A 26,512-nucleotide genomic window follows, 5' to 3' on the forward strand; every position below is an offset into this window, starting at 1 on the left:
CCCATTCCGTTAACATTTTTTAATTATTTTTACGGATTATTTTCAGGACTTGCGGAATTTTATTCTATTATTCGTATTCTTCTTTTTAGGCATCTTCTCAGGGAGTGCCCAGGTATTTTCATGGAAAAATCCCAATGTTCCTGAGGACAGTATAAAAAAGGACAGTATTCTGGCTGCAAGGCTGGAACAGGATATTTTCACCAAAGACACTCTCGACTTTATAAGGACGAATAATAAAATTATCATTGATGAAGCTGTACTGGCTAAAAATGATAAAAAAAGATTTCTAGGAGAGCTTAATTCTAAAGGGTCCATCATCCGTGGGATTACTTTTGGTAATAATCAGGGGCAATCTGTACAAAGTTCCATGGATCTTCAGATTTCAGGGCGCCTTTCCAAGGATGTAACCATTCTGGCCAGTATTTCAGATCATAATCTACCGATTCAGGCTGATGGGTATACGCAGACTTTGGAAGAATTTGATAAGATTTATATGCAGCTTAATATTAAGGATAAATCTATTCTTAGAGCCGGGCATTTAGATCTTGTTGAATCTAAAAATTACTTTGCCAAATATCAGAGAAGAAGCATGGGGCTTCAGTTTCAGACTGAATTTGGAACTGAAAACAAAACGCTTGTAGATGTTTCAATGGGGGTTGCACGAAGTGAATTTCACAGGATCCGTTTTCAGGGGGTGGAAGGAAACCAGGGGCCTTATCGTTTGACAGGTAAAAACGGAGAACAGTTTATCACACTGATCTCAGGATCTGAGCAGGTATTCATTGATGGTATTTTAATGAAACGTGGTGAAAACCAGGATTATATTATCAATTATAACACAGGTGAGGTTACTTTTACCAGTTTCCGTCCTATTTTCCAGCAAAACTTCATCACCATCTCTTATAACTACGCCAACAGAAATTATTCCAGATATTTATTTACGGGTAAACTGGAACATCAGAGAGAAAAATTCAAAGTAGGCCTTAACTGGTTTATGGAAAATGATAATAAAAATGCACCACTTTCTTTAAACCTTTCTAAAGAAGATGAAGAAATCCTGGCTAATGCCGGCAATGACCCTAATTTGATGTATGCTCCATCCGGTGTAGTGACCGAATATGATGTCAACAAAATCCTTTATGTTTTGCATTCAAACCCTACGGGAAATTTTTATGAATTTTCTACAGATCAGAATCAAACACTTTATCAGGTTTCCTTCACTTATTTCGGAGCCAACCAGGGAGATTATAAAGTAGCACAAACCACCAATAACGGACGTGTTTTCGAATATGCAGGACCGAATGGAGGAGATTACAGAGCCGTAAGAAAGCTTCCTTCTCCTCAAAAATCACAGGTCTTCTCCCTAAACTCGGAATACTTATTAAATGAAGGGAAAATTGGTACTGATATTTCCATGAGTAACTATGATATCAATTTATTTTCCTCAAAAGATTCTGATCAGAATATTGGATATGCATGGCGGATTTTCGGAAATAAAAGCTTTACTAAAAACAACTGGAAAGGAACTCCAAGTTTTGAATATCAATATATAGACAGGCAATTCCATATTCTTGACCGTATCAATGATGTAGAATTCTCCAGAGATTTCAACTTGGTGCAGGAATTCAACAACAGAACTCAAAACAGGTTTACTTTCAGCTTCCTGAACAAGTGGAATAATAAATCTACTTTAAATTACCGTATCAACTATTTGAATGAGCAGGATTCTTATAAAGGGATTAAAAATGACCTGGATTTTGGTTGGATCAAAGGAAAATTTTTTACCAAAGGAAACTTCTCCTTCCTGAATACCAATGCAACGTTACAGGATACCAAGTTTATACGAGGAGGTGTTTCCACAGAATATACCGGTAAAAAAGGCAGCTGGGCTATTGGAGGAAGCATGGAGCACAATGAGAAAAAATATAATGACACTCAACTCCTGGATGTAACCAGTTTCAGCTGGAAAGAAATTTTTGTTCAAAAGAAAGTTGGTGATAGCACCAGGACCAAATTGCTTGCAAAAGTATATATGAGAGATAATGACTCTGTACGTGATAACAGACTTCAAAACATGAACAGTATTTTGGGGATCATGGCAGAAAGTCAAATCATTAAAACCGAAAGAACCACTCTTAATGCGTTAATTCACTATAGAAAATTCTTTTACCAGAACGATATTGCCGATGCCGTAACCAGAAACAATGATTTTGTGGTTGGAAATATCCTTTACAATCAGCAGCTTTTCAGGAATGGAATGCGTTTGCAGGCATTCTACGAACTCGGAAACGGACAGGAGGCACAAAGGGAGTTTCAATACATTAAAGTAACAGATGGACAAGGGATCTATAAATGGACCGATTATAACGGAGATGGTATTCAGCAGCTGGATGAATTTGAAATCGCAGAATATTCAGATTTAGCAAAATACATCCGTGTTTACACCAATTCTGTACGATATATTCCATCTAATAAAAATAAACTTCAGCTGGCTTTATTCGTAAACCCTGCTATTGTTTTCAATTCCGAGAATGCATTTTTAAAGCGCTGGAACTTCAATATTTCATTAAATTCTCAAAACTCTTTCTATAAAAAAGACAGGGTCTTGGTTCTTAATCCTTTTGAAAAAAACAGTGATCAGATTCTTAAAAATCAAAATATACTGACCTCCGTACAGTTTAATCCTACCGACAAATCCGGCTGGAACGGAAACTACCGATTTATATCTAATGACAATCTTATCAATGCAAACTTCAGCAGTGAAGAACGTGAGCAAATTTCTCATTTCCTGAATATAGGATACTGGTTCAATAAAGAATTCAGGGTAGACTGGGAAAACTCGGTTCATGATATTAAAAACTCCTCGCAGCTGTTTGCAACAAGAGATTATCGTTTAAACAATATGGAAACCAAACCGAAGGCTACCTATAAATTTACTGATGCTATCCAGACTGAGCTCTCAGCAGCTTACCGCAAAAAAGAGAGAGTGGATGGAGAGGAAAATCTTAAAGCCTTTGATATTACCGGAACCATTCAGTGGGAACGTAAAAAAACTTCAATCCGTGGGAATTTTTCATTCATCAACAATACGTTCACCGGAAATAATTACAGTATTGTAGGAAACCAGATGCTGGATGGTTTAAAGCCTGGAAAAAACCAAGTATGGAGTGTATTTATCCAGCAGGCGATCAACTCTTTCATTCAGTTAAATTTAAATTATGAAGGAAGAAACTCTGGTGACAGGACAATACATATCGGAAGCATGCAAGTAAAAGCAAGCTTCTAAGACTCGGAAGAAAGGAGAATGATATACATGTACATTCTCATATCTTCCACTTCCAACCGATCAAATTCACCCCATCACACTCATAGATATTATCATATTTTCTAATCCTAAGAATTTTGTAAATTTGCACCATGATAAAAATAGGCAATATAGAACTGCCGGAATTTCCACTTTTGCTGGCTCCGATGGAAGATGTAAGTGATCCTCCGTTCAGACGTTTGTGTAAAATGCATGGTGCAGATTTAATGTATTCGGAATTTATTTCTTCCGAAGGCTTAATTCGTGATGCAATGAAGAGCCGTAAAAAGCTGGATATCTTTGATTATGAAAGACCTGTTGGAATACAGATCTTTGGAGGAGATGAAGAGGCAATGGCTATGTCTGCAAAAATTGTAGAAACGGTAAATCCTGATTTAGTGGATATTAATTTCGGATGCCCTGTAAAAAAAGTGGTCTGCAAAGGAGCAGGAGCAGGAGTGTTGAAAGATATTGACCTTATGGTTCGTCTTACAAAAGCTGTAGTAAGTTCTACTCATTTGCCAGTGACTGTTAAAACCCGTTTAGGTTGGGACAGTACATGTATTAATATTGATGAAGTAGCAGAGCGCCTACAGGAAACTGGAATTAAGGCCCTTACGATACATGCAAGAACCCGTGCACAAATGTACAAAGGAGAAGCAGACTGGGAACATATTTCAAGAATAAAACAGAATCCGAATATTGAAATTCCTATTTTTGGAAACGGTGACATCGATTCTGCTGAAAAAGCATTGGAATACAAACAAAAATATGCATGTGACGGAATTATGATAGGACGTGCAGCGATTGGTTATCCCTGGATATTTAATGAGATCAAACATTTCTTTAAAACAGGTGAACACCTACCTGAGCCAACCGTCGCAGACCGTTTATTGGCAGTACGCCAGCATGCTGAATGGAGTGTAGAATGGAAAGGGGAAAAATTAGGACTAATAGAAATGCGTCAGCACTATAGTAACTATTTCCGTGGTGTTCCTCACTTTAAGGAATTCAGAAAAAAATTCCTGGAGGTTTTCACATTAGAAGAAATGAGCAGCCTTATTCTGGAGACTCAACAGTTTTACGAAGAATATCAGGCACAGGCATAAAATAAAAACCATCAAATGAATTTGATGGTTTTTTTATTTATAATTGATATCAATATTAATATCCTTCTGATGAAGACTGGTTTTTAATTAATGCCAGGGCTGAAGAAGTTCCTATTCTTTTCACTCCCATATTGATCATTCTTTCAGCATCCTCTGGGGTTCTTACTCCTCCAGCTGCTTTTACAGGAAGTTTTCCTGCATTATCAAGCATTATTTTCACTCCTTCAAATGTGGCACCGTTAGGTTTTCCACCAGTGGTTTCAAAAAAACCTGTTGAAGATTTTACAAAAATGTGAGGAAAGTCCTTTTCTGTAAAATTTTCTCCGGCCCAACCAGAAATATTTTTGGTAAGATCAGCAATTTGTTCATCGGTTAAAGCGGCAATTTCGATAATCCATTTTACAACTTTATGATGTTCCAGTCCAAGCTTTGTGCACTGTACAAATTCTTCTTTTACCAAGGCTGTATTTCCTTCAAGGTATGCCTTGTAATTAATAACAAAATCCAATTCATCTGCTCCATCCTCAATTGCTTTTGTAGCTTCTGCAAGCTTCTCATCAATAGAGTATGTTCCTTCATGAAAACCTATTACAGTTCCCACTGCAACATTTGAATCTCTTTCCTGAATATATTTTTTGATCTCTGCTACATAATCCGGACGGATCATTACAGCAAACAAATCATTGTCAATAGCTTCCTGCGCCAGTTCTTTATCTTTTTGAAGAGTTTCTTCGTGTGAAATCCCTGATTGCTCAGGTGTTTTCAAGTAAGTGGAATCCAAATATTGTCCTATGTTCATATCGTTATACTTTCAATTGTCTGTAAATACCTTGTTCCAAAGATATAAAGGTTTCTGTTCTTGTTACTCCTTTTAGTTTCTGAAGTTTGCTAAGGATCTGCATCAAATGATCATTATCTTTACAAAGAACCTTCAGGAATATGGTGTAATTTCCCGTAGTATAATGGGCCTCTACTACTTCATTAATATCATGCAAAGATTTTACCACATCAGGATAATGACTTGGCTGGTCCAGAAACACCCCAATATACGAAATCACCTTATATCCAATTTTCTTAGGATTAAGGAACGAAATCGAGTTTTCAATAACTCCTGCGTGTTCCAGTTTTTTAATTCTTTGATGTACTGCTGTTGTAGAAATTCCAACATTTTTTGAAATGTGTGCTAAAGAAGTTTTAGCATTGTCCATCAACATGTAGATGATCTCTTTGTCGATTGAATCTAAATGATAACTTGTGTTACTCGAATTTTTCATTTTCTACTTTTTTATTATTTATGTTTTTTAAGATAAGTCACTAAATCTGACAAAAACCGGAAAGTGATCACTATACCCACCCAAATACCTTGTACCGGCATAAGTTCGGAAAGGACGTCCCTCAAAATTTCTGGTCCTGCTGCTTATTTTCTCAGAATTAAAAATACAAGCCTCCTGAAAGGCCAGCGTTTTATTGTCCAGAAGTGATCTCGACATTATGATCTGATCATACAGCAATCCAGATTTATAATGAAAAGTAGAATAATTTCTTGCGGAAAACAATTCCTGAAAAGGGTTCATCAAAACCTTCTCATGATCATTGTCATAGAGAATTTTTACTAAATTTTCATCATCCGGGTTTTCATTAAAATCACCACACAATATAACATGTTCCTTATCATCATCTACAATTTTCAAGATCCGTTGCCGGATTTCGTTTAATATAAAAGCTCTTTTAGGTTTATTGATATCTTTTTCGCGCTTAGAGGGAAGGTGGGCGATAAAGACATTGATAATTTCCCCTTTATATTTAATCTTAGAAAAAAGTACGTCCCTGGTTGTGTCGTAATTTCCTGTGTTTTTATTTGATATTTCAAAAAAGAAAGTAATGGTTTCAGAATCTATTACCTCTACTTTATTTTTATCATACAGCATTGCTACATCTACCTTTCTTTCATCCATAGAATTATAATGTACAATTCCATATTCTGAGTGAAAAGGATCCATCTCCACAAGGTCTTCCAAAACTTTCCTACCGGAAACTTCAGAGAGTCCTATCATAAATGGCAATACGCCATTTTCCTCCTTCATCAGTTGGAATACGTGAGAGATTTTAAAAAGTTTATTTTTATATCTCTTTTCATCCCAGCTTCTTAAACCTGATTTTGTAGGGTCCAGTTTATGAACAGGTTTTGGATCAGGCAAAAATAAATTTTCAACATTATAAAAAGAGAATAGCTCCATCAGCACAAATTTCTATCTTTAGTTAGTATGCTCTTTTTTCAATTATAAATTTACCATTTTTTTAAATTTCTTTAATTAATATTTGTTAATTTCAAAATTAATTTTTCAGTAAAAAACGATCAAATATAACAAAAATCACTAACAAAACAACACTTAGTGAATTAATTTTTCAATCATTTCATGATATTACCTCAATATCGAAAATTGAGACAATAAGCAAAATTCAAAATAAATAAAATAAAATATTAACTTAAAATAAAAACTACTAATATTTTTCTTAATAAAATATCATATAACAAATATTATTCCATTCGCAATTATTGCAAATAGGTTTAAAAAAAACAATAATATTTTTTTAAAGTAAATCGGGACGTTTTTCTTTGGTAATTCTTACCGCTTCATCATGTCTCCATTCTTCAATCTTTGCAAAATTCCCGCTCAGTAAAATTTTAGGAACTTCCAGACCTTTATAGCTTTCGGGTCTGGTGTAAATAGGAGGTGAAAGTAAATCATCCTGAAAACTATCTGTAAGAGCACTTTGTTCGTCATTTAAAACACCCGGAAGCAGTCGGATCACAGAATCTGCAAGAACACATGCTGCCAGCTCACCTCCGGTAAGCACATAATCCCCTATTGAAATTTCTTTTGTAATATGAAGATCCCTTACTCTCTGATCAATTCCTTTATAATGACCACATAGGAAGATCAGATTATTTTTTATGGAAAGTGTATTGGCAATTTTTTGATTTAAAGTCACTCCATCCGGTGTCAGATAAATAACCTCATCATAATCCCTCTGAGATTTAAGCTCCGAAATACATTTATCCAGAGGCTCTATCATCATAACCATCCCTGCTCCACCTCCATAAGGTTCATCATCAATCTGTCTGTGTTTGTTGATCGCCCAGTCTCTCAAATGATGAAAATGTACTTCTGCCAATCCTTTATCCATTGCTCTCTTCAAAATAGAAGTTTGAAACGGACTTTCCATTAATTCCGGTAGCACGCTTATTATATCAATTCTCATTGTAATGTTCCGTTTTTCTTAGTAGGTATAATAATTAATCTTAAAGATGAATCTTTATTGAAATAGCTCCACATCCAGTTGAAAAAGATGGCCAGCTTATTTCGAACGCTCAAAATTAACATTAAATGCAGAAACATCCAGAAATACCATGCAAAAAATCCCTGAAATTTTATAAACGGTAAATCAACAACGGCTCTATGCTTACCTATAGTAGCTAAAGAACCCTGGTCATTATATTCATATTCTTTCCATTCGGAAGGATTTTTCTTTAAAAAATTTCTTCCTAAATTTTTCGCCTGATTAATGGCCACATTAGCTACCTGTGGATGTCCTTGCGGATATTTCGGAGTTTCCATATAGGCAATATCTCCGATGGCATAGATATTATCGTAGCCTTTTATTCTATTATAGCGGTCTACTATATATCGGTTTCTTATTAATTTTTCCTCTGGGAAACCGTCTATTACATTGCCGGTAACTCCTGCTGCCCAAATAACATTGTTTGAAGGAATTTCTTTACCGCTTTTCAGATGTACTTTATCTCCATCATATTCTGTAACCACTTCACCACTCATAAAAGTTACTCCAAGGTCTTTGAGGTATTTTTCAGACTGATCCTGTGCTTCATTACTCATCACGGCAAGTGGCTTTTCTGTGGAACTTACCAGAATGATTTTCAGCTGATCAAAATTCATATAAGGATAATCTCTTGGCAGAATTTCTTTTTTCATTTCTGCAAAGGCCCCTGCAAGCTCTACTCCGGTAGGTCCGCTTCCTACAATGACAATATTCCAGTTTCCGTCATCACTCCGGCTTTTTTCCAGGATCAGTTTTTCAAAAGTTGTTAAAATATGATTTCTGATCCCGATGGCTTCCTGAGTATTTTTCATCCCAAAAGCTTTACTTTCAAGATCTTTATTGCCGAAAAAATTAGTTTTACAACCGGTAGCAATAATCAGTTTATCGTAAGTAAATTCTGCTTCATCAGTAATGACTTTGTTGTGGGCTGGATCAATTTCTTTCACCTCCGTCATACGAAACTGCGTGTTTCTGGATTGCTGAAAAATCTTTCGGAAAGGAAAGGAAATATTGGAAGGTTCTATCCTCCCTGAAGCTACCTGATAAAAAAGCGGCTGGAACATGTGATGATTCACCCTATCCAGTACAATAACTTTTTTATTTTTATTATTTAATGTTTTTGCAAGCTGTAGCCCCGCAAATCCTCCTCCTATAATGATGATTTTTTCGCGTGTTTCCATAATAAACAAATTTACTGATTTTATTTAGCATTTAGTAGTGAAAAAAGTTAGTTTTGCAAAACTTTATGACACCAAAAAAGTACACCAAAAAAACTGCCAAACAGCTCCATATCAATAGACGGAAGAACTATTTTTTCCGCAGGAAGGTAGTATTGGCAATATTAATTATAGCATTGATAGGGACCGGTTTTTATTTAAAACAATCCGTCAGCTACTATTATGCTTTGTACTTTAATAAATTTAGTCATAAAAAACTCCACAACAGTGAAAGAGAAACATTAAGGATTCAAAAAATTCTTACGGATAATCTTGATAAAACGTATGGCTTTGATGTTTCACATTATCAAAACAGAGAAGATATTAAATGGGACAGCCTCAGTATTGGCAATAAAACCATCCCATTAGAATTTGTCATTATGCGGGCAACTATGGGTAACCGCAATGCCGACAAGCATTTTGAGGAATTTTGGGGGAAAGCTCAAAAACACAACCTTATCCGTGGTGCTTATCATTTCTACAGAGCCGACGAAGACCCGATCATCCAGGCTAACAATTTTTTGGCTAATGTAAAATTAGAAAGCGGAGATCTCCCTCCTATTTTAGATATTGAGAAAATTCCAAAACGCAAAACAAACAAAAAGCTGATAGAAGATCTTAAAATATGGTGCAAAATAATAGAAGACACCTATGGTGAAAAACCTATCATCTATACCTACTACCATTATTATAAAGATTTTCTGAAAGGTGAATTTGACGGTTATCCACTCTGGCTAGCCAATTACAATGATGTGCCGTCTCCTTCGCCTGATGACCAATGGGATTTCTGGCAATTTACAGAAAACGGCATTGTTCATGGCATCAATACCAAAGTGGATCTTAATATTTACAATGGAAATTCCTGGTCCTTAAAAAGATTGACTATAGATTAAGTTGTACGCTACTTTACAGCATATTCATAATCTCATCCCAGGACCCTACTCTTTTATAGCTTTCATTTTCAACCAGCTCATTATGAGGCTGTGTAAAAATTAATCTTTCTCCGTGGAAATGATCAAGGTTTTTTGGATAGTCATCAATCATCACATCTCCGGAAACCACTCTTTTGCTACCGCAAAGAACAATCTGTTCCCAGGTAATAAATGGAAAATGCTCTGCAAGCCAGTCGTATTTTTCTCTTAAGCTGTTGGGAAATTCCATGCCTGCAGATACAATATACAGTTCATATTTGTTGTTCAGATATTCTATTGCTTCACGGCTGCCTTCCATAACAGGTAAAGTTCTGAAAAAACCTACTTCATTAACGTGTTTCTTTCCGTTGGGAAATGCATCTATTTCAGGTTTGCCTGTCAGATCACTGATCTCTATTTCTCTTCCTGAGTCTCTTTTTTCAAATTGTATCAGCTGATGGTATACATCCGCCATTACCCCATCCATGTCGACAATTACTTTTTTCATTATTTCAAATCAGATTTTGTATTATTAAAATTAATCTTATCAAAATTACTGAATAGTTTTTTCAGGCAATGGACACAGTCTATTAAAAAATTATAAATATTCATTTTTATAAAAGAAGTTCCGGAAAGTTTTATGGCTACATTTTCGTATTTTTGCGGTTCAATTCAAAATCAAAATCAAACCATTAATTTCCAATGAATTACGTTTCTGCCGAAAATCTTACCAAATCTTATGGTATCAAAGTTTTGTTCGAAAATATTTCTTTTCACATCAATGAAGGAGACAAAATTGCTATTGTTGCCAAAAACGGAAGTGGAAAATCTACCCTTCTGAAAATATTAATGGGTAAAGAAATTGCAGACAGCGGTACTGCGATCATCAATAAGGATATCCAGGTTGTTCTGTTTGACCAGGAGATCCATTATGATCCTGATTTAAACATTGAGGAATTTATGATGACTCTGGATTCAGCGCCTATCCTTGCGTTGAAAAATTATCATAAATCCCTTCATTCCACCGATAATGAATTCATTGAAAAAGCTTTGGCTGATATGGAAGCTCATAAAGCTTGGGATCTGGAAAATGAAATGAAACAAATTCTTTCCCAGCTTAAGATCACTGATTTGGATGCGAAAATGGGAACTCTTTCGGGAGGACAGATCAAACGTGTTGCGTTGGCAAAGTTATTAACAGAAACCAGAGCTGAGCACAGACACACACTCCTGATCATGGATGAGCCTACCAACCACCTGGATGTAGACATGGTAGAATGGCTTGAAAATTATCTGAATAAAGCTAAAATAACTTTACTGCTTGTGACCCACGACAGGTATTTCCTGGACAGTGTTTGTGATATTATCTGGGAAATAGAGGATCAGAACCTTTATCTTCATAACGGGTCTTATGCTACGTATCTTGAAAACAAGATGATCCGCGAAGAAAATCTCAGTGCGACCATCGATAAGGCTAACAACCTGTATAGAAAAGAGCTTGAATGGATGCGAAGACAGCCTAAGGCAAGAACAACGAAGTCTAAAAGCAGAATTGATTCATTTTATGAAACTGAAAAGGTAGCCAAAACCGATACCAGAAAACAAGGTCTGGAACTTGATTTCGAAATGAAACGCCTTGGAAATAAAATTCTAGAACTGAAGAATATTGATAAAAGTTTTGGAGATAAAGTTTTATTAAAAGATTTCAGTTATCAGTTCCAACGTGGTGAAAAAATTGGAATCATTGGAAAAAACGGAGCGGGTAAATCTACCTTACTAAATATTATCCAGGGCTATGAAAAGGCCGACAAAGGAGAAATTGAAACGGGGGAAACTATTTCTTTCGGTTATTTTGCCCAGAAAGGTCTTACGTATAAAGAAGACGAGCGTGTTATCGATTTCATTAAAGAAATTGCAGAGTTCTATCCTTTAGCCAACGGAAGAAGTCTTTCTGCATCTCAGTTCTTAAGACTGTTCTTATTTGATGATCAGGCACAGTACTCTCCTATTTCAAAACTTTCGGGAGGTGAAAAAAGAAGACTTCACCTGATGTATATTCTTTATCAAAATCCTAACTTTTTGATTTTTGATGAACCTACGAATGATCTTGACCTTCCTACATTAACCGTTCTGGAGAACTTCCTGCAACAGTTCCAGGGATCTTTAATTATTGTTTCCCACGACAGATATTTTATGGACAGGATCATAGATCATGTTTTGGCTTTCGAAGGAGATGGAAAAATAAAAGATTTTGTAGGAAACTTTTCAGAATACCGTGAAGCTAAAAGCCGTGAGGATGCTTTAGGAAAAAATACAACGGTAAAGACAGAACCTGTAAAAGAAAATACGCCTCTCCCGGAAACTACAGCATCTTCCAATGCTAAAAAAAGAAAGCTCACTTTTAAAGAACAAAGAGAGTTGGAAACTATTGAAAAAGAAATGCCAGAGCTGGAGGAACAACGTGCAAAAATATTAGATCAGCTTAATAATGAGACAGATTATGAAAAAGTGGTCAAACTTTCTGCAGAATTGGAAACCATTTCCGAAAAACTGGAAAGCCACGAAATGAAATGGCTGGAACTTCAGGAAGCCCTATAAAAAACAATGATAAGTTATGAATTATGGGCTGAAGCAACTCATAATTCATAACTTATTATTTATAAATAGATTACTTTTTCTTCTTTTGTACTCTTTAGAGAGGCATCTATAATTTTCATATTCTGAATAACTTCTCTTCCCGGAGAAGGCAAAGGATACCCAAATACGATGTGTTCATAGATCTGCTGGTAGTAATCCATATAATTTCCGGCTTCGCTTGAAGTAAGAATTCTTTCGGTTTCGGAGTTTTCATTCAGGAAATTTAAAATTCCATCAGGTTGCTTTAATCCTTGCATCCATTCATTTCCGTACACCGGAATAGCACCTGCTACCAATTCATTTTCCTGATTGTCGGTTCTTTCCTGTAAGAAACTGCCTTTATCTCCATGGATGATATAGGCATTATGAGCTTCTTTACTGAAAACTGAAGACTTTAATCTTACCCTTACATCATTTTTGTAGAATAAAAGGATCTCAAAATAATCATTTGCGAATGCCGTCCCTTTCATAGAGAATACATCAGCAAAAAGCTTCTCAGGATATCCGAAACACAGCACAGCCTGATCTACAAGGTGAGCTCCAAGATCATGAAGAGAACCCGAACCTATCTGATCAGGATTTTCCTTATGCTGCTTCCCACTCGGTGTCGTACGAAATCTGTCAAAGCGAATTTCGGCTTCTTTGATACTGCCCAATTTTCCTTCTTCTAAAATTTTCTTTACCTGTAAAAAATCACGGTCAAATCTCCTGTTCTGATAAACACTTAGAAAGAGCCCTTTTTCTTCAGCAAGCTTCACCAGTTCTTCAGCTTCTTCCACATTCACCGTAAATGGTTTTTCAACAATAATATTTTTCCCTGCTTCCAATGCCTTTTTTGCATACTCATAATGGGTCTGAACCGGAGTATTGATCACCACCAATTCTATATCTGCACTTTGAAGCATCTCTTCTACTGAGCGATAAATAGTGGCTTCAGGATATTTTTCTTTAGATTCTTCTTTGCTTCTTTCTACTACAGCAGAAATAAAAAATCCGGGATGTTCCTTTAAAAAAGGAGCGTGAAATACTTTTCCACTCATTCCAAAGGCACATAGCCCTGCTTTTACCAATTGCATAATTTTATTTTTATAACAAATATATTCATAAAAAGCTCCTCATTGTCCATCCACAGCAATAATAACAATAAAACACATTTCAGTGATTTAATACTATGATAAAAATCATATATTAATTTTTATCTATTCTAAACAAATACTTACTTTTGCGGCTTATTTAAAACTGTTCTACATAAAAATAAAATGAAAAGACAACTACTTTCTTTAGGGTTATTATTTACTGCTGTATCATTGAGTGCCCAGCTTAAAAATGCTGAAGCAGATACTATCAGAACCCAGACTATTGAAGACATTAATCTTCACAAAACGGGAAATCCTAACCAGGCAAGGTCCTTATCAACAAAGTCTAACCTTACGGTAATGGAAAATCCGCAGGCTATTGCGATTGTAACTCATGAGATTATTGAGCAACAGCAGGCAAAACAGCTAAGTGATGTTCTTCAAAACGTAAACGGAATGTATGTGACTTCTTCAAGAGGAAATTCTCAGGACAGTTTCGGTGGGCGTGGTTTTAATCTAGGGAATGATAATATCTTTAAGAACGGTACAAGAATAAACAGTGGGGTTTTTCCTGAAGTAAGCGGACTGGAAAGAGTTGAAGTATTAAAAGGAGCTAATGCCATGCTTTTTGGTAATGCAGCTGCCGGCGGTATTATCAATATGATTACTAAAAAGCCGAAATTTAATTTTGGCGGAAACGTAGGTTTAAATGCAGGAAGCTGGAATTCTTACAAACCGACTGTTGATATCTATGGTCCATTATCCAAGAATGTAGCATTCAGAATAAATGGAGCTTATGAATATGCTGAAAGCTTCAGAGATGTGGTACAGTCTGAAAAATATTATTTCAATCCGTCATTCCTTTTTAATATCAGCCCAAAATCACAATTGATTGTAGAAGCCGATTATCTTAAAAATAACTTCACTCCGGATTTTGGTATTGGTTCTATTACAAAACAAGACGGAGTATCCTATGAAATGAATAACCTTCTGTCGAGAAGTGCATTCTTGGGAGCAGACTGGCAATATCAGAATGTAGAGCAAGTCTCAACCAATGTTACCTTTAATCATCAGTTTAATGAAAAATGGTCATTAAATGCAGTGGCGTCTTATCAAAACTATACGAAAGACTATTTCTCTACAGAAAGAGTACAATGGGGATATAAAAAAGGCTCTGACCGTCTTTCATGGGACAGACCATTAAACAGAACTTATAATGAGCAGAATTATACTTCTGCACAGGTGAATATCAATGGTGATTTCAATACCGGAAGAATTAACCATAAAGTGTTGATTGGTGCTGATGCTGATTATGGTAGTTCAGATTCTTACACATATTACGATCCAAACGTTGCAGATCCTAAAAAGGCAACTTTCGGAACATCTTATTTATATGGAACAAATGGAAATTCAAACGGTACCGTTTATCTGGATGATCCATCTACATGGGCAAGCGGTAGCATGCCCGATTCTAAAACATTAGAAAAAAACAGAATCAACACAAGAAGAATTGGTGTGTATGCACAAGATTTCATCAGTCTTACTAAGGAGTTTAAAGTAATCGCTGGTTTACGTTGGTCATATATTGAAAATATGCCGACTATCAATACTAAATTTACCCGCAATACAAAAACACTGGTAAATAATACAGCAACTTCTGATCAGGCTATATCTCCAAAACTTGGTTTAGTATATATGCCGAATGATAACCTTTCTGTGTTTGCAACATATACCAATTCATTTGTATCTAATGCCGGTTATATGTCAGACGGAACGGATAATCTAAACACCAGTGGAAGTTTATCTGATGTACAAAACAGAGTTAATGGTTTAGCTAAACAGGGAATCAAGCCTACAACAGTTGATCAATACGAAATTGGCGCGAAGAAAAATTTCTGGAATAACGCCTTAGCAGTAAATTTGACGTTGTATCAAATAATGTACAATAATTATTACCAGAACTATTTCTATGTTGATAATGCCGGAAAAGTACAGACTCCCGATTCTAACCTGAAGGAGCTTGCCGGAAAAATGAGAAGCCGTGGGGTAGAATTGGATATTACAGGGAATCCTACCGAAAACATCTCTATTATTGCCGGTGTATCTTACAACAATGCTGTTTATACAGACACCCCTGAAAAAGGATATGTCGAAAATCAAAGATTGGTAAGAACTCCTGCAACAACAGCTAATGCTTCCATCTTCTATAAATTCACCAATTATGTAAAAGGATTGAGAGTAGGTGCAGGTATCTATTATATCGGAGACAGAATTGCCGGGTGGAATGATTCAAAATCTACCAATATCACCAGAAATAATGTAACCCGAATGATTGATCTAAAAGATTACACTACGGTAACAGTATCTGTAGGATATGAATGGAAGAAATTCTCTATCCAGGGTAAAGTGGGTAACTTATTTGATGTTGTAAACTACAACGTTCACGAGAATTATTCTGTAAACCCGATCACGCCGAGAAATTATTATTTTACATTGACGTACAAACTTTAGAAATAAATAACTATTTATTTTTTAACTCAAAGTGGAAATTGCATTTTTGCAGTTTCCACTTTTGAAATTTAAAAACAAACGATACAATATGGATAAGATTAAAGACACGAGAAGTTTCATGAGGATTACACACCGTTATCTGGGATATTTCCTTGCAGGTATTATGGCAGTGTATGCAGTAAGTGGAATTATTTTGGTCTACAGAGACACAGATTTTCTAAAGAGTGAAAAAAAGTATGAGAAGACTTTATCTGTAAACCTTTCTGAAAAAGAACTGAAAAAAGAACTGAAGATGAAAGGTCTTGAAGTAGAAAAGACTGAAGGTAGTGTTCTCCACTTTAAAAAAGGAACTTATGATTCAGCAACAGGAGTAGCTAAGTATTCAAAAATGGAATTGCCTTTTGTACTGGATAAAATGGTTTCTCTTCACAAATCACAGTCTAAAGATGCCATAGCACCTTTAAGTATATTCTTCGGAGTTGCCCTTTTCTTTTTTGTGATCTCAAGCTTCTGGATGTTCAATCCTAAAACCAAGGCATTCAAACGAGGAATAAAATTTACCATTGCCGGATTAATTATATCCTTACTTCTTCTGTTTATTTAAAGAAAATTCAAATATCCTGATACGTCCTAATTATAATCAAAACAAATAAATAGTAAAAGGAGAATAGATAATCTCTCTAATATTAATAATATTCAATTTAGAGCGTTTCATTTTATTTAATATAATTGCGAAATATTTAGTAATTGTGTTAAAAAAATCAATTCTATCTCATTGATATTGTTAACAATAATTTTGAAAAATTATCTAAAATTAGGAGTCTGGCACATTTATTGTTTTTTCTATAATTCGTGAATAATAAACATTTAATTATTAAAATAATAAATTATGAAAAAACTTATTTTAACAGGGATATTAGCCGTAGCAGGCTTAACAGCAACTGCAAACGCTCAGATTCAAAAAGGTAATTGGATGGTAGGTGGTAACCTTGCAGGCGCCAACTTCGGTTTAAATAAAGGAGGTGGCTATGATTTCAATATTCAGCCAAAAGGAGCTTACTTTATTGAAGACAATATTGCTATTGGAGGGTATGTAGATTTAGGATTCAAAGGAGCTAAAGATGCACCCACTACTTTCACGTATAATGTAGGAGCATTAGGACGTTATTACCTTAATCCGGGAGAACAGGGAGTAAACAATCTGTTACATCACGGAAGATGGTTCCTAGAAGGTAATTTAGGTGTTGGAGGAACATCAATCTCTAAAGGAGGTTCTTCTTCTAACGGACTTAACTTCGGATTTGGACCTGGGTATTCATATTTCATTACACCAAACATTGGTTTAGAAGGATTGGTGAAATATGATGCTAATGCAGGATTCGGAAGCGGAGGTTATACCAACAAAATTACTTTTGGTTTAGGATTCCAGATTTATCTTCCAACGTCTAAAGGAAAGCAAATTATCAACGACGTTAAGTAATCAGAAATACGTATAAAAATGAAAGCGCCCTGAAAATTATTTTCAGGGCGCTTTTCGTACAAATAAAACTAAACTATAAAAAATCAAATAAATCATGTATTGGGCTGGGGCGTATATCTCAGATAGGGTTTTATGACAGTAATTCCTTTGGGGAATTTTTCTCTGGCTTCTTCTGTAGATATTGCCGGTGGTATAATAACGTCATCACCATATTCCCAGTTAACAGGTGTAGCAACGTGATGGGTATCTGTAAGCTGTAAAGAATCCAGCACCCTCAAAATTTCATTAAAATTTCTGCCTGTAGACGCAGGATAAGTAATAATCAGTCTCACTTTTTTAGCAGGATCAATAATCAGCAGAGAGCGAACTGTAGCCGTAGCAGAAGCATTCGGGTGAATAAAATCATACAGTTCTGACACCTTTTTGTCTTTATCAGCAATAATAGGAAACGCTACATGGGTATCTTGAGTTTCGTTAATATCTTTAATCCAGTTTTGATGATCCTCTACTTCATCTACACTCAGGGCAATCACTTTTGTTCCTCTCTCAGCAAATTCGGCCTGCAGCTTAGACGTGTAGCCCAGCTCTGTAGTGCAAACCGGAGTATAATCTGCCGGATGTGAAAATAAAATTCCCCATGAATCTCCAAGATAATCATAGAAGTTGATATCTCCTAAAGATGAGACTGCCTGAAAGTTCGGTGCTGTATCTCCTAGTTTAATTGACATATTATTTCGCGTTTGTTAGTCTACAAATTTAGTAGACTTTTTGAAACTAGCAAAATTTTTCCTGAAAATTTATATCTTTATTAAAAAAATTCATGGAGAAAACAGGACTCAGCTATGTAGACTTGGTATACAAAGTATTGGAAAGCTGGTATATAACGTTTGCCGAACTCACTCCTAAACTTATTGTGGGAATCTTAGTATTTACTTTTTTCCTCATCACAAGTAAGTATTTAAGTTTAATTGCAGTAAAATTATTCCACAGATTCTTCCCAAAAAGTAAAAAAGAGAGTTCTTTAGTTACTCTGATCGGAGTATTCAGATTTCTGATCATGTTGTTTGGGTCTTTTATTTCACTTGAGATTATGGGCTTCAGTGGTTTCCTTTGGAAGTTTATTGGGAGCTTGGGAGTTGCAGGGGTTATCGCGGGGGTTGCCCTGAAAGATCTGGTTTCAAGTATTTTCTCGGGAATGCTTATTGGAATTGACAAAGCCTTTAAAGTGGGAGATTATATTACCATTGGCGCTCACTCAGGAACCGTTCAGGAAATTGGCTTTTTAACTACAAAAATCCTTACTGATGATGGGAAAAAAGCATACATTCCCAATCAGGTTGTTTTTAATGCACCATTCTATAATATTACAGCGTCTCCACAACGCAGAATCATCTTAAACTTTGAAATTCCTGCTGATGAAGATATCAGTATGGCACAGAAAAGTATTTTGGATGTCATTAAAAATTTGGACAATGTGGATAAGCTGGACACCATAGAGGTGATCTTTACAGATTTAAAACAGGGTTCATTTAACCTTCAGGTAAAATTCTGGATAAAAATAGGTGCTAATCTGGCTCAGGTAAGAAGTAAAGCCTATTTAGGTATTAAAGAGCGTTTTGATGTGGATAAGATCCAGCTGGTAACGCCTACCAGTATCAGCATTACCAGTGGAGAAACTAATGCAACCGAGAATCAGGATAAATAAAAATATTCTTTAAAGACATAAAAGACTGCTTCAACAATTGAAGTGGTCTTTTTTTAGACTATTGGATAGGCCGGATCAACGCTAAGGCGATACAGATTTATACACAGTTCGAAAATAGCACTAAAACCACGTCTTAAAAACAGCACACAGTTTAATATTCTTTGCGGTTTTCAAACAAAAAAACCGTTTCAAAAATGAAACGGTTTTCTATTTATATAAAAATTTTAGATTACGCTAAAACTTCTTTTACTTTGTTTGCAGCTTCTTCTAAAGTAATTGCAGAGTGTACCGGAAGACCAGACTCATCAATTAATTTTTTAGCTTCTACAGCGTTAGTTCCCTGTAATCTTACGATCAATGGAACTGGAAGGCTTCCCATAGCTTTGTAAGCATCTACAACCCCTTGAGCTACTCTGTCACATCTTACGATACCTCCGAAGATGTTGATCAAGATTGCTTTTACGTTTGGATCTCTTAAGATAATTCCAAAAGCAGTCTGTACTCTCTGAGCATCAGCAGTACCACCTACGTCAAGGAAGTTAGCAGGGTTACCACCTGATAACTTGATGATATCCATAGTTGCCATTGCAAGACCAGCTCCGTTTACCATACAAGCAACGTTACCATCTAATTTTACGAAGTTAAGACCAGCTTCACCAGCTTCAACATCGATAGGATCTTCTTCTCTTGTATCTCTTAAAGCTTCAAGATCTTTGTGACGGAATAATGAGTTACCATCTAAAGTTACTTTAGCATCAACAGCGATAATTTTGTTATCAGAAGTTTTTAATACAGGGTTAATTTCGAAAAGAGAAGCATCAATTCCTGTGTAAGCATTGTAAAGAGATGAAATAAATTTCACAAATTCTTTAAAAGCATTTCCTTCAAGACCTAAGTTGAAAGCAATTTTTCTAGCCTGGAAACCTTGAAGACCTAACGCAGGGTCAATAAGTTCGTTGTGGATCAAATGAGGAGTTACTTCTGCAACGTGCTCAATATCCATTCCTCCTTCAGTAGAATATACAATTGTATTTTTTCCTTCAGCTCTATCTAAAAGAATAGAAACATAAAATTCTTTAGTTTCAGATTCTCCAGGATAATAAACATCTTCTGCAACCAAAACAGAGTGTACTTTTTTACCTTCAGCAGACGTTTGTGGAGTTACCAACTGCATTCCGATGATATTCTGAGCGTTTTCTTTAAGTTTATCCATATTTGGAGAAAACTTAACACCACCTCCTTTACCACGACCACCTGCGTGAATCTGTGCTTTTACAACCCAAGCCTGAGCTCCAGTTTCAGCAGTCAATTTTTCAGCAGCTGCTACAGCTTCATCTACGTTGTTTGCAACGAAACCACGTTGGATAGCTACTCCATACTTTGATAAAATCTCTTTTGATTGATACTCGTGAAGATTCATATTATTTTTATTATTTTATTTAAAAATTTAAAGGTTGACAAATTTACTAAAAAGACACGGAAGTTCAAGATTCTTCATTCAAAAATTAAAGATTACTTACCTTGATTTTTGACATGTTAATATAAATCCCCTATTCTTCCGCTAATTTTTCAGACTGCGATCCGATAAACGGAATTCTTGGAGCCAGAAAATATCCTGTAAGACTGGCGAACAATATGGGTACGAAATAAGTAAACCCTGTGAGTGTTCCCAAAATAATGGTGGTGCTCATGGGTGTTCTCGTCACACACGCATTGATGGCAGCCATACAGCTTACGATAGCTAAAGTAGTATCGACTGTCGGAAACAAATTATGAATAATCAACCCTAATGTTGTTCCTACAAAAAACAATGGAATGATAAAACCACCTCTCCATCCGGAGGTTACTGTAATAGCAATAGCCAGGATTTTAAATACCAGAACTAAGATCAGGAAGTTCAGTCCAAAATTCCCACCGATCAGCTGATTGATTTCATTATGTCCAAAATATCTTGTGATAGGAAAATTATACGCTATAATCCCTAAGATAACCCCACCTGCAAATGTTTTAATATAGATCGGGAACTTTCTGTATTCAAAAATTTTTTTAAAAAATTTCACTACAAAAATAAAAATCCAGCCGAATAGGGTTCCTACAATTCCAAATGCTGTAGCATAGGCAAAATCATATACTCCAGCATAGTGATAAGCTTTCAAATCCCATGTTGCCCCAATTCCCAAATGGATAATTAAAGCAAACATAAGGTAACTGAAACAGCTGGCTACCAATGCAGGAATAATCGCTTTATAATATTCCACGGCATGTTTATGATGCAAGATTTCAAGGGAGAAAAGACTTCCTCCCAGAGGTGCTCCAAATAAGGCTGTAAAACCTGAAGCCATCCCTGCAATACTTAAAGAACGTAATTCTTCACCTTTCAGTCTGAAAATTTTTCCCAACCATGTTCCTGTGGAGCCCGTTACCTGCACCAGGGGTGCTTCCGGTCCTAAGCTTCCTCCTGAAGCTACACAGAAAAGTGATGAAAGGATCATGGAAGGATTATTCTTCGGTTCCAGTTTTCCTTTATTAAATCTGATGTTATTAACGATCAGATGAATTTCTCCGGGATCACCAATGAAGTGAATGACCAACCCTGCCAAAAGGCCACAAATTGCCATCGTAGGAATTACCATCCATCCTTGAAAATGAGCCAGAAATTCGGTAAAATGTTCCAGTACAATCCAGTATCCACCGGCAATAACTCCCCCTACGAGCCCCGTAAAGGCCCACATGAAAAAAGTACGGCTAAAAACAAACGGATTAAACCTCATCGGCTGATCCAAAAGGTTGAATGTTCTTATAAGCCGTCTTCTTCTGTTGATCTTCATTATTTAGATCTTATTTTTAGCAAAGTAAAGAATAAGCATTGCCCAGCTTAAGATCATCATCAGGCCTCCAAGCGGCGTGATAGGTCCTAAGAATTTAAGGTTAACTCCTAAATAGTCCTGCATACTCAGGAAATAGATGCTTACAGAGAATAAAAGTGTTCCTGCAATCATTAAAATAGAGGTCCATTTTTCAGTAGAGGTTTCAAATTTTAAAATGTACCCGATAATCAACAGGAAAAATGCTGCATACATCTGATATCTCACTCCCGTTTCAAAACTTTCCAGTCTTTCCACAGCTAATATTTTCTTTAAGGCATGTGCACCGAATGCACCAAGGATCACAGATATCATTCCGTAGACCGCACCAAAAACTAAAGTAATTGTCTTCATTTTATAATTCTTCTAATTCTAGAGTTAAATATTTTTTTGTATTATAATCTTGCCAGGTTCCTACAATTTTTTTTCCGTTCATGTCTGCTTCTACAAAGGCTTTCAAAATCCATTGATTTGTTTCCTGGCTGTAATACTCACTTTCAGTAATTGAAATATGGTTTCCTTTCATCTTTCCGTTCCACTCAATCAGTTTCTTACTTTTATCATACCAATACACTGCAGAAAAAGAACTTTCTTCGTTCGTATCTTTAGCAGCATAAAAGTCTTTAATAAGCACTGTCACCGGATATTTCCCATCTATTTTCCCTCTGTACAGCTTGTTTCTGAAGCTGGTTTTTTCCAGTTTTTCAGACCCGTTAAGTAAATTTCTGGCATAAGGGCTCCAATAGTTCTCCAGTTCTTTATAAGGAAACTCAATAACATGATCGTCCAGTTCATCCAGTGCTCTCATCGCGTGGTTCGCACATCTTCCGGCAATAAACTTCAGCTTTTCTTCCGTGAAAAAAAACTTGATTCCATCTAAAGTATAATCAGTATAGCAACCTTCATACAGAGCAATCTGATCTAATACATCCTGTGAAGGATTTTTCTCTGATCTTAACTGCGTGAGAAAGTCATTAATATTTTTTCTTATTCTTTTCTGAATGATGCCTTCTACTACTTTAACAGCATTGGGCTGAAAAAGATCCTGAATGTTGATCAAATTTCCGGTTCTCAGATCAAAGTTCTTCCAGATCATGAAATTTTCCGGATAGGCTCCGGAAGCTTCACCATCTATGGCAAGACACAGAATATTCTTTGGAGTCTCCCTCTTTTCCCAACTATAAAAATGAACATAGTTGGAGTAAGAAGTCTTTCCGCCGGAAACCAGCTTAAAAGGATTTCCTCCTGATCCGGGAACATATTCCAGCTGATCAACCTGTAAAAAAGTATTGATCTTATTTTCTATTGCTGGCTGGTCCGGATAAGAAACCACAGGAAAATAACAATTTTCAGATTTCGGCTGTAAAAAATTTATTTTCAGATTTTTTTGCTGCGAAAAACTTAAGCCTGAAATCAACAGAAAGAATAAGATGCTTTTTTTCACTATTTTGATTTTAGATATATTAAAATAAACTTGGCAACCAATGTAGAGATTCCCAGTATAATAAACATATTGGCAAATCTTTTGGAGCCTTTAAAGCCTTCCATATTCGTTTTCTTCAAAAAAATTCCGAAGATGAGAAATACTATGGGCAAAATGATCTGTAACATTAGTTTTCTCTCATTCTGTTAAACTCATTGATGACCTCATGATGGCTTACCGTTTTATCTTTAAAATAGGTAACAAAATGATGTTTTTCTTCTTCTGTAGCTCCCAATTGGTTTAAGATATTCAATAAGTGCATTTTCATATGACCTTTCTGAATACCTGTCGTTACCAGAGAGCGCAGTGCACCGAAGTTTTGAGCCAGACCTGAAACGGCTAAAATACTCATTAGCTCTTGTGCAGAAGGTTTTCCAAGTAAGGCCAAAGAGAATTTCACTAAAGGATGAAGGTTAGTCAACCCTCCTACTACTCCCACAGAAATCGGAAGATCGATCCAGAATCTAAAAACCCCGTTATCTGTTGTACAGTGAGTCAGGGATCGGTATTGTCCGTCTCTTGCTGCATAGGCATGAGCACAGGCTTCTGTTGCTCTGAAATCATTTCCGGTTGCAATCACTACAGCATCTACCCCATTCATTACTCCTTTATTGTGAGTAGTTGCACGGTAAGGTTCAATTTCAGCAATGGTAACGGCCTGTTTAAACTTAGCTGCAAATTCTTCAGGAGAAATTCCACTGTCATCCTTTAAATCTTCCATTTTACAAGAAACCTCAGCTCTTACCACACAGTCAGGAGTAAAGTTGGAAAGGATATTCATAACAATCTGCAATGAATTTTTTTCTTCCTGACTAAAGTCATCACTGGTTGCCACCTCCTGTCTCAAAGTTTTTCCAAACTGCTCAAGACATGAGTTGATAAAGTTTGCTCCCATTGAATCTACCGTATCAAAACTGGCTTTAAGCTGATAGTAATTAGGCATTTCTGCCGTTTTATCAATCAGGCTGATGTTTAGAATTCCACCGCCACGTTTTCTCATATTGGCCGTAATGTCTTCTGTAGCTTCAAATAATTTTTTCTTCAAATTGAAATTAAAGAAATGCAATAATTTGTGAGGCTCAATATTAAATATAAAATGGGTATGACCCAGCTTTTCAGTGTTGATAATCGTTGTTTTAAAACCACCTTTATCAATCCAGAATTTAGCAGCTTTGGAAGCGGCAGCAACTACAGAACTTTCTTCCACAGCCATTGGAAGTGCCAATAGTTTTCCATCAATTAAAAAGTTCGGAGCAATTCCGTAAGGCATATAAAAGTTGGAAATCGTATTTTCAGAAAACTCCTCATGAAGTTTCTGAAGATCTGCATCATCATTCCAATATTGTTTTAATATATGTTGGTAGTCCTGATTTCCTTCAAGATATTCGTTTACGAGCCAGTCGATTTTCCCTTGCTTAGGTAGCTTGGAAAAACCTTCGATGGGTTTATGATTCATGATATAAACTTTAATGAGCCGTAAATATAATGATTTTGAGGGTCTTTTTTGTTGATAACTTCTATGAAAAAAGATTGACATTTATCAATTTTTGAACTAAATTTGAACAAAATTTAAAAACAAATAGATACAAATAATATCACATCTTATAAAAAATGAATTTTGACCGCCTTAAAGAAAAACTTGAAATCCTTGCTGATGCAGCGAAATATGATGTTTCCTGCTCATCCAGCGGAGGCACAAGAAAAAACAAAAAAGGGGCTTTAGGAGACAGCTCCGTAAGTGGAATTTGTCATACCTATACAGAAGATGGAAGATGTGTTTCTTTACTTAAGGTTTTATTGACCAATCACTGTATTTACGATTGTGCTTACTGTGTTTCGAGGAGCTCAAATGATATCAAACGGGCCGCCTTCACCGTTGAGGAAGTAGTAGATCTGACGATTAATTTTTACCGTAGAAATTATATTGAAGGATTATTTCTGAGTTCCGGAATTTTCAAAAATGCAGATACCACCATGGAGCGGCTTGTAAGAGTGGCAAAAAAATTACGCTTAGAGGAAAACTTTAATGGCTACATTCATCTGAAGTCTATTCCGGGGGCAAGTGATGAGCTTATGCAGGAAGCGGCTTTATATGCAGACCGGCTGTCTGTTAATCTTGAAATCCCTACAGAAAGCGGATTAAAACTACTCGCTCCAGAGAAAAACCGACAGGATATGATCAGCCCGATGCGGTATATCCAGAAAGGGATCAGCCAGTATGAGGATGAGAAGAAAATTTTAAAGAAAGTTCCTAAATTTGCTCCGGCAGGACAGTCTACTCAAATGATTGTAGGGGCTACCAATGAAAACGACCTGCAAATCATCAAGGTTGCCGATCATTTTTATAAAAATTTCAATCTGAAAAGGGTGTATTACTCCGGCTATGTACCTGTTTTGGAAGACAAAAGATTACCTTCACTGGCAACAGAAGTTCCGATGTTACGGGAAAATAGGCTTTATCAATCCGACTGGCTGATGAGGTTTTATGGTTTTAAAGCAGAAGAAATCTTAGATCCTGCTATTCCTTTTCTTGATCTGGAAGTGGACCCCAAATTAAGCTGGGCATTGCGGCACCTGGATCAGTTTCCTGTTAATATTCAGACTGCCGATTATCAGATGATCTTAAGAATTCCCGGGATTGGTGTAAAATCTGCACAGAAGATTATAAGTGCCAGGCGTTTTCAGATGTTAACGATGGATCATTTGAAACAATTGGGAACAGCAGTCAACAGGGCAAAATATTTTATTGATTTTAATACAGGGAATGCTTATTTGAAATATTTAACGGATAAAAATTTCAGGAAACTCCTGGTAGGAGGAAGTTCATCTAAATTTCACAATCAATTTTCACAACAATTGAGTTTATTTTAAAT

The 26,512-nt window shown here is 36.0% G+C and carries 22 protein-coding genes; 9 read left to right on the forward strand and 13 right to left on the reverse strand.

What is annotated here, in order from left to right; genetic code table 11:
- The first annotated feature begins 49 nt into the window (after positions 1–49).
- Together JML65_RS16875 and dusB are read left to right on the forward strand one after the other, a co-directional pair.
- Complete coding sequence (locus JML65_RS16875) at positions 50–3,286, forward strand: hypothetical protein (RefSeq protein WP_081989044.1); 3,237 nt, start codon at positions 50–52, stop codon at positions 3,284–3,286.
- A 131-nt stretch (positions 3,287–3,417) separates the two neighbouring features.
- On the forward strand, positions 3,418–4,413 hold the full coding sequence (dusB, locus tag JML65_RS16880) for a tRNA dihydrouridine synthase DusB (RefSeq protein WP_115920552.1): 996 nt from the start codon (positions 3,418–3,420) through the stop codon (positions 4,411–4,413).
- Between the two features lie 55 nt (positions 4,414–4,468).
- On the opposite strand, the gene deoC is transcribed toward dusB, so the two are convergent.
- The 5 genes from deoC to JML65_RS16905 all read right to left on the reverse strand — a co-directional run bounded on the left by deoC (position 4,469) and on the right by JML65_RS16905 (position 8,936).
- Positions 4,469–5,212 (reverse strand): deoxyribose-phosphate aldolase, encoded by a 744-nt coding sequence (gene deoC / locus JML65_RS16885; RefSeq protein WP_047490191.1) that lies wholly within the window; start codon positions 5,210–5,212, stop codon positions 4,469–4,471.
- A gap of 4 nt (positions 5,213–5,216) precedes the next feature.
- Complete coding sequence (locus JML65_RS16890; protein WP_047490188.1) at positions 5,217–5,687, reverse strand: Lrp/AsnC ligand binding domain-containing protein; 471 nt, start codon at positions 5,685–5,687, stop codon at positions 5,217–5,219.
- Positions 5,688–5,714: 27 nt separating this feature from the next.
- A complete protein-coding gene (locus tag JML65_RS16895; protein WP_047490187.1) occupies positions 5,715–6,650 on the reverse strand; it encodes an endonuclease in 936 nt (311 codons plus the stop codon).
- Between the two features lie 355 nt (positions 6,651–7,005).
- On the reverse strand, positions 7,006–7,677 hold the full coding sequence (gene trmD / locus JML65_RS16900) for a tRNA (guanosine(37)-N1)-methyltransferase TrmD (protein WP_047490184.1): 672 nt from the start codon (positions 7,675–7,677) through the stop codon (positions 7,006–7,008).
- Positions 7,674–8,936, reverse strand: a complete 1,263-nt coding sequence (locus JML65_RS16905) for an NAD(P)/FAD-dependent oxidoreductase (RefSeq protein WP_202271511.1) — start codon at positions 8,934–8,936, stop codon at positions 7,674–7,676. Before JML65_RS16905 ends, trmD begins: the two co-directional genes overlap by 4 nt.
- Before the next feature lie 65 nt (positions 8,937–9,001).
- Between JML65_RS16905 and JML65_RS16910 the strand changes: the two genes are divergently transcribed.
- Positions 9,002–9,865, forward strand: coding sequence for a glycoside hydrolase family 25 protein (locus tag JML65_RS16910; protein ID WP_047490179.1), 864 nt, complete (start codon positions 9,002–9,004; stop codon positions 9,863–9,865).
- Positions 9,866–9,878: 13 nt separating this feature from the next.
- Here JML65_RS16910 and JML65_RS16915 read toward each other — a convergent pair whose 3' ends face one another.
- Positions 9,879–10,391, reverse strand: coding sequence for a 5' nucleotidase, NT5C type (locus tag JML65_RS16915; RefSeq protein WP_047490176.1), 513 nt, complete (start codon positions 10,389–10,391; stop codon positions 9,879–9,881).
- A 194-nt stretch (positions 10,392–10,585) separates the two neighbouring features.
- Here JML65_RS16915 and JML65_RS16920 point away from each other — a divergent pair, with 194 nt between their 5' ends.
- Positions 10,586–12,481 (forward strand): ABC-F family ATP-binding cassette domain-containing protein, encoded by a 1,896-nt coding sequence (locus JML65_RS16920; protein ID WP_115920550.1) that lies wholly within the window; start codon positions 10,586–10,588, stop codon positions 12,479–12,481.
- Positions 12,482–12,540: 59 nt separating this feature from the next.
- Here JML65_RS16920 and JML65_RS16925 read toward each other — a convergent pair whose 3' ends face one another.
- Positions 12,541–13,596, reverse strand: coding sequence for a Gfo/Idh/MocA family oxidoreductase (locus JML65_RS16925; RefSeq protein ID WP_115920548.1), 1,056 nt, complete (start codon positions 13,594–13,596; stop codon positions 12,541–12,543).
- A gap of 183 nt (positions 13,597–13,779) precedes the next feature.
- On the opposite strand from JML65_RS16925, the gene JML65_RS16930 reads away from it, so the two are divergent.
- From JML65_RS16930 to JML65_RS16940, 3 genes are all read left to right on the forward strand, one after another.
- Positions 13,780–16,107, forward strand: a complete 2,328-nt coding sequence (locus JML65_RS16930; protein ID WP_202271512.1) for a TonB-dependent siderophore receptor — start codon at positions 13,780–13,782, stop codon at positions 16,105–16,107.
- A gap of 88 nt (positions 16,108–16,195) precedes the next feature.
- The gene (locus JML65_RS16935) at positions 16,196–16,711 is read left to right on the forward strand and encodes a membrane protein (RefSeq protein ID WP_047490165.1); all 516 of its coding nucleotides are present in this window, start codon (positions 16,196–16,198) and stop codon (positions 16,709–16,711) included.
- A gap of 285 nt (positions 16,712–16,996) precedes the next feature.
- On the forward strand, positions 16,997–17,587 hold the full coding sequence (locus JML65_RS16940; protein ID WP_047490162.1) for an outer membrane beta-barrel protein: 591 nt from the start codon (positions 16,997–16,999) through the stop codon (positions 17,585–17,587).
- Positions 17,588–17,679: 92 nt separating this feature from the next.
- Here the strand turns inward: JML65_RS16940 and JML65_RS16945 are convergent, their stop codons facing one another.
- Entirely contained in the window at positions 17,680–18,315 is a 636-nt protein-coding gene (locus tag JML65_RS16945; protein WP_202271513.1) for a peroxiredoxin, read from the reverse strand.
- Between the two features lie 92 nt (positions 18,316–18,407).
- Here JML65_RS16945 and JML65_RS16950 point away from each other — a divergent pair, with 92 nt between their 5' ends.
- Positions 18,408–19,292: a mechanosensitive ion channel family protein gene (locus JML65_RS16950; RefSeq protein ID WP_202271514.1), complete on the forward strand. Its 885-nt coding sequence runs from the start codon at positions 18,408–18,410 to the stop codon at positions 19,290–19,292.
- Positions 19,293–19,521: 229 nt separating this feature from the next.
- Here JML65_RS16950 and sucC read toward each other — a convergent pair whose 3' ends face one another.
- The 5 genes from sucC to JML65_RS16975 form a co-directional block, all read right to left on the reverse strand.
- Positions 19,522–20,712 carry an ADP-forming succinate--CoA ligase subunit beta gene (gene sucC / locus JML65_RS16955; protein WP_047490155.1) on the reverse strand — a complete coding sequence of 397 codons (1,191 nt, stop codon included), beginning with the start codon at positions 20,710–20,712 and terminating at the stop codon, positions 19,522–19,524.
- Between the two features lie 130 nt (positions 20,713–20,842).
- Positions 20,843–22,120 (reverse strand): chloride channel protein, encoded by a 1,278-nt coding sequence (locus tag JML65_RS16960; protein ID WP_202271515.1) that lies wholly within the window; start codon positions 22,118–22,120, stop codon positions 20,843–20,845.
- A gap of 3 nt (positions 22,121–22,123) precedes the next feature.
- The gene (locus JML65_RS16965) at positions 22,124–22,510 is read right to left on the reverse strand and encodes a DUF423 domain-containing protein (RefSeq protein WP_047490149.1); all 387 of its coding nucleotides are present in this window, start codon (positions 22,508–22,510) and stop codon (positions 22,124–22,126) included.
- Position 22,511: 1 nt separating this feature from the next.
- On the reverse strand, positions 22,512–23,600 hold the full coding sequence (locus JML65_RS16970; protein ID WP_202271516.1) for a hypothetical protein: 1,089 nt from the start codon (positions 23,598–23,600) through the stop codon (positions 22,512–22,514).
- Between the two features lie 166 nt (positions 23,601–23,766).
- Complete coding sequence (locus JML65_RS16975) at positions 23,767–25,095, reverse strand: hydroxymethylglutaryl-CoA reductase, degradative (RefSeq protein WP_047490143.1); 1,329 nt, start codon at positions 25,093–25,095, stop codon at positions 23,767–23,769.
- 155 nt (positions 25,096–25,250) lie between these two features.
- Between JML65_RS16975 and JML65_RS16980 the strand changes: the two genes are divergently transcribed.
- Positions 25,251–26,510 carry a putative DNA modification/repair radical SAM protein gene (locus tag JML65_RS16980; RefSeq protein WP_047490140.1) on the forward strand — a complete coding sequence of 420 codons (1,260 nt, stop codon included), beginning with the start codon at positions 25,251–25,253 and terminating at the stop codon, positions 26,508–26,510.
- The last annotated feature ends 2 nt before the right edge of the window (positions 26,511–26,512 follow it).

It is taken from the genome of Chryseobacterium sp. KMC2, assembly GCF_016756935.1.
Classification (GTDB): Bacteria; Bacteroidota; Bacteroidia; order Flavobacteriales; family Weeksellaceae; genus Chryseobacterium; species Chryseobacterium rhizosphaerae.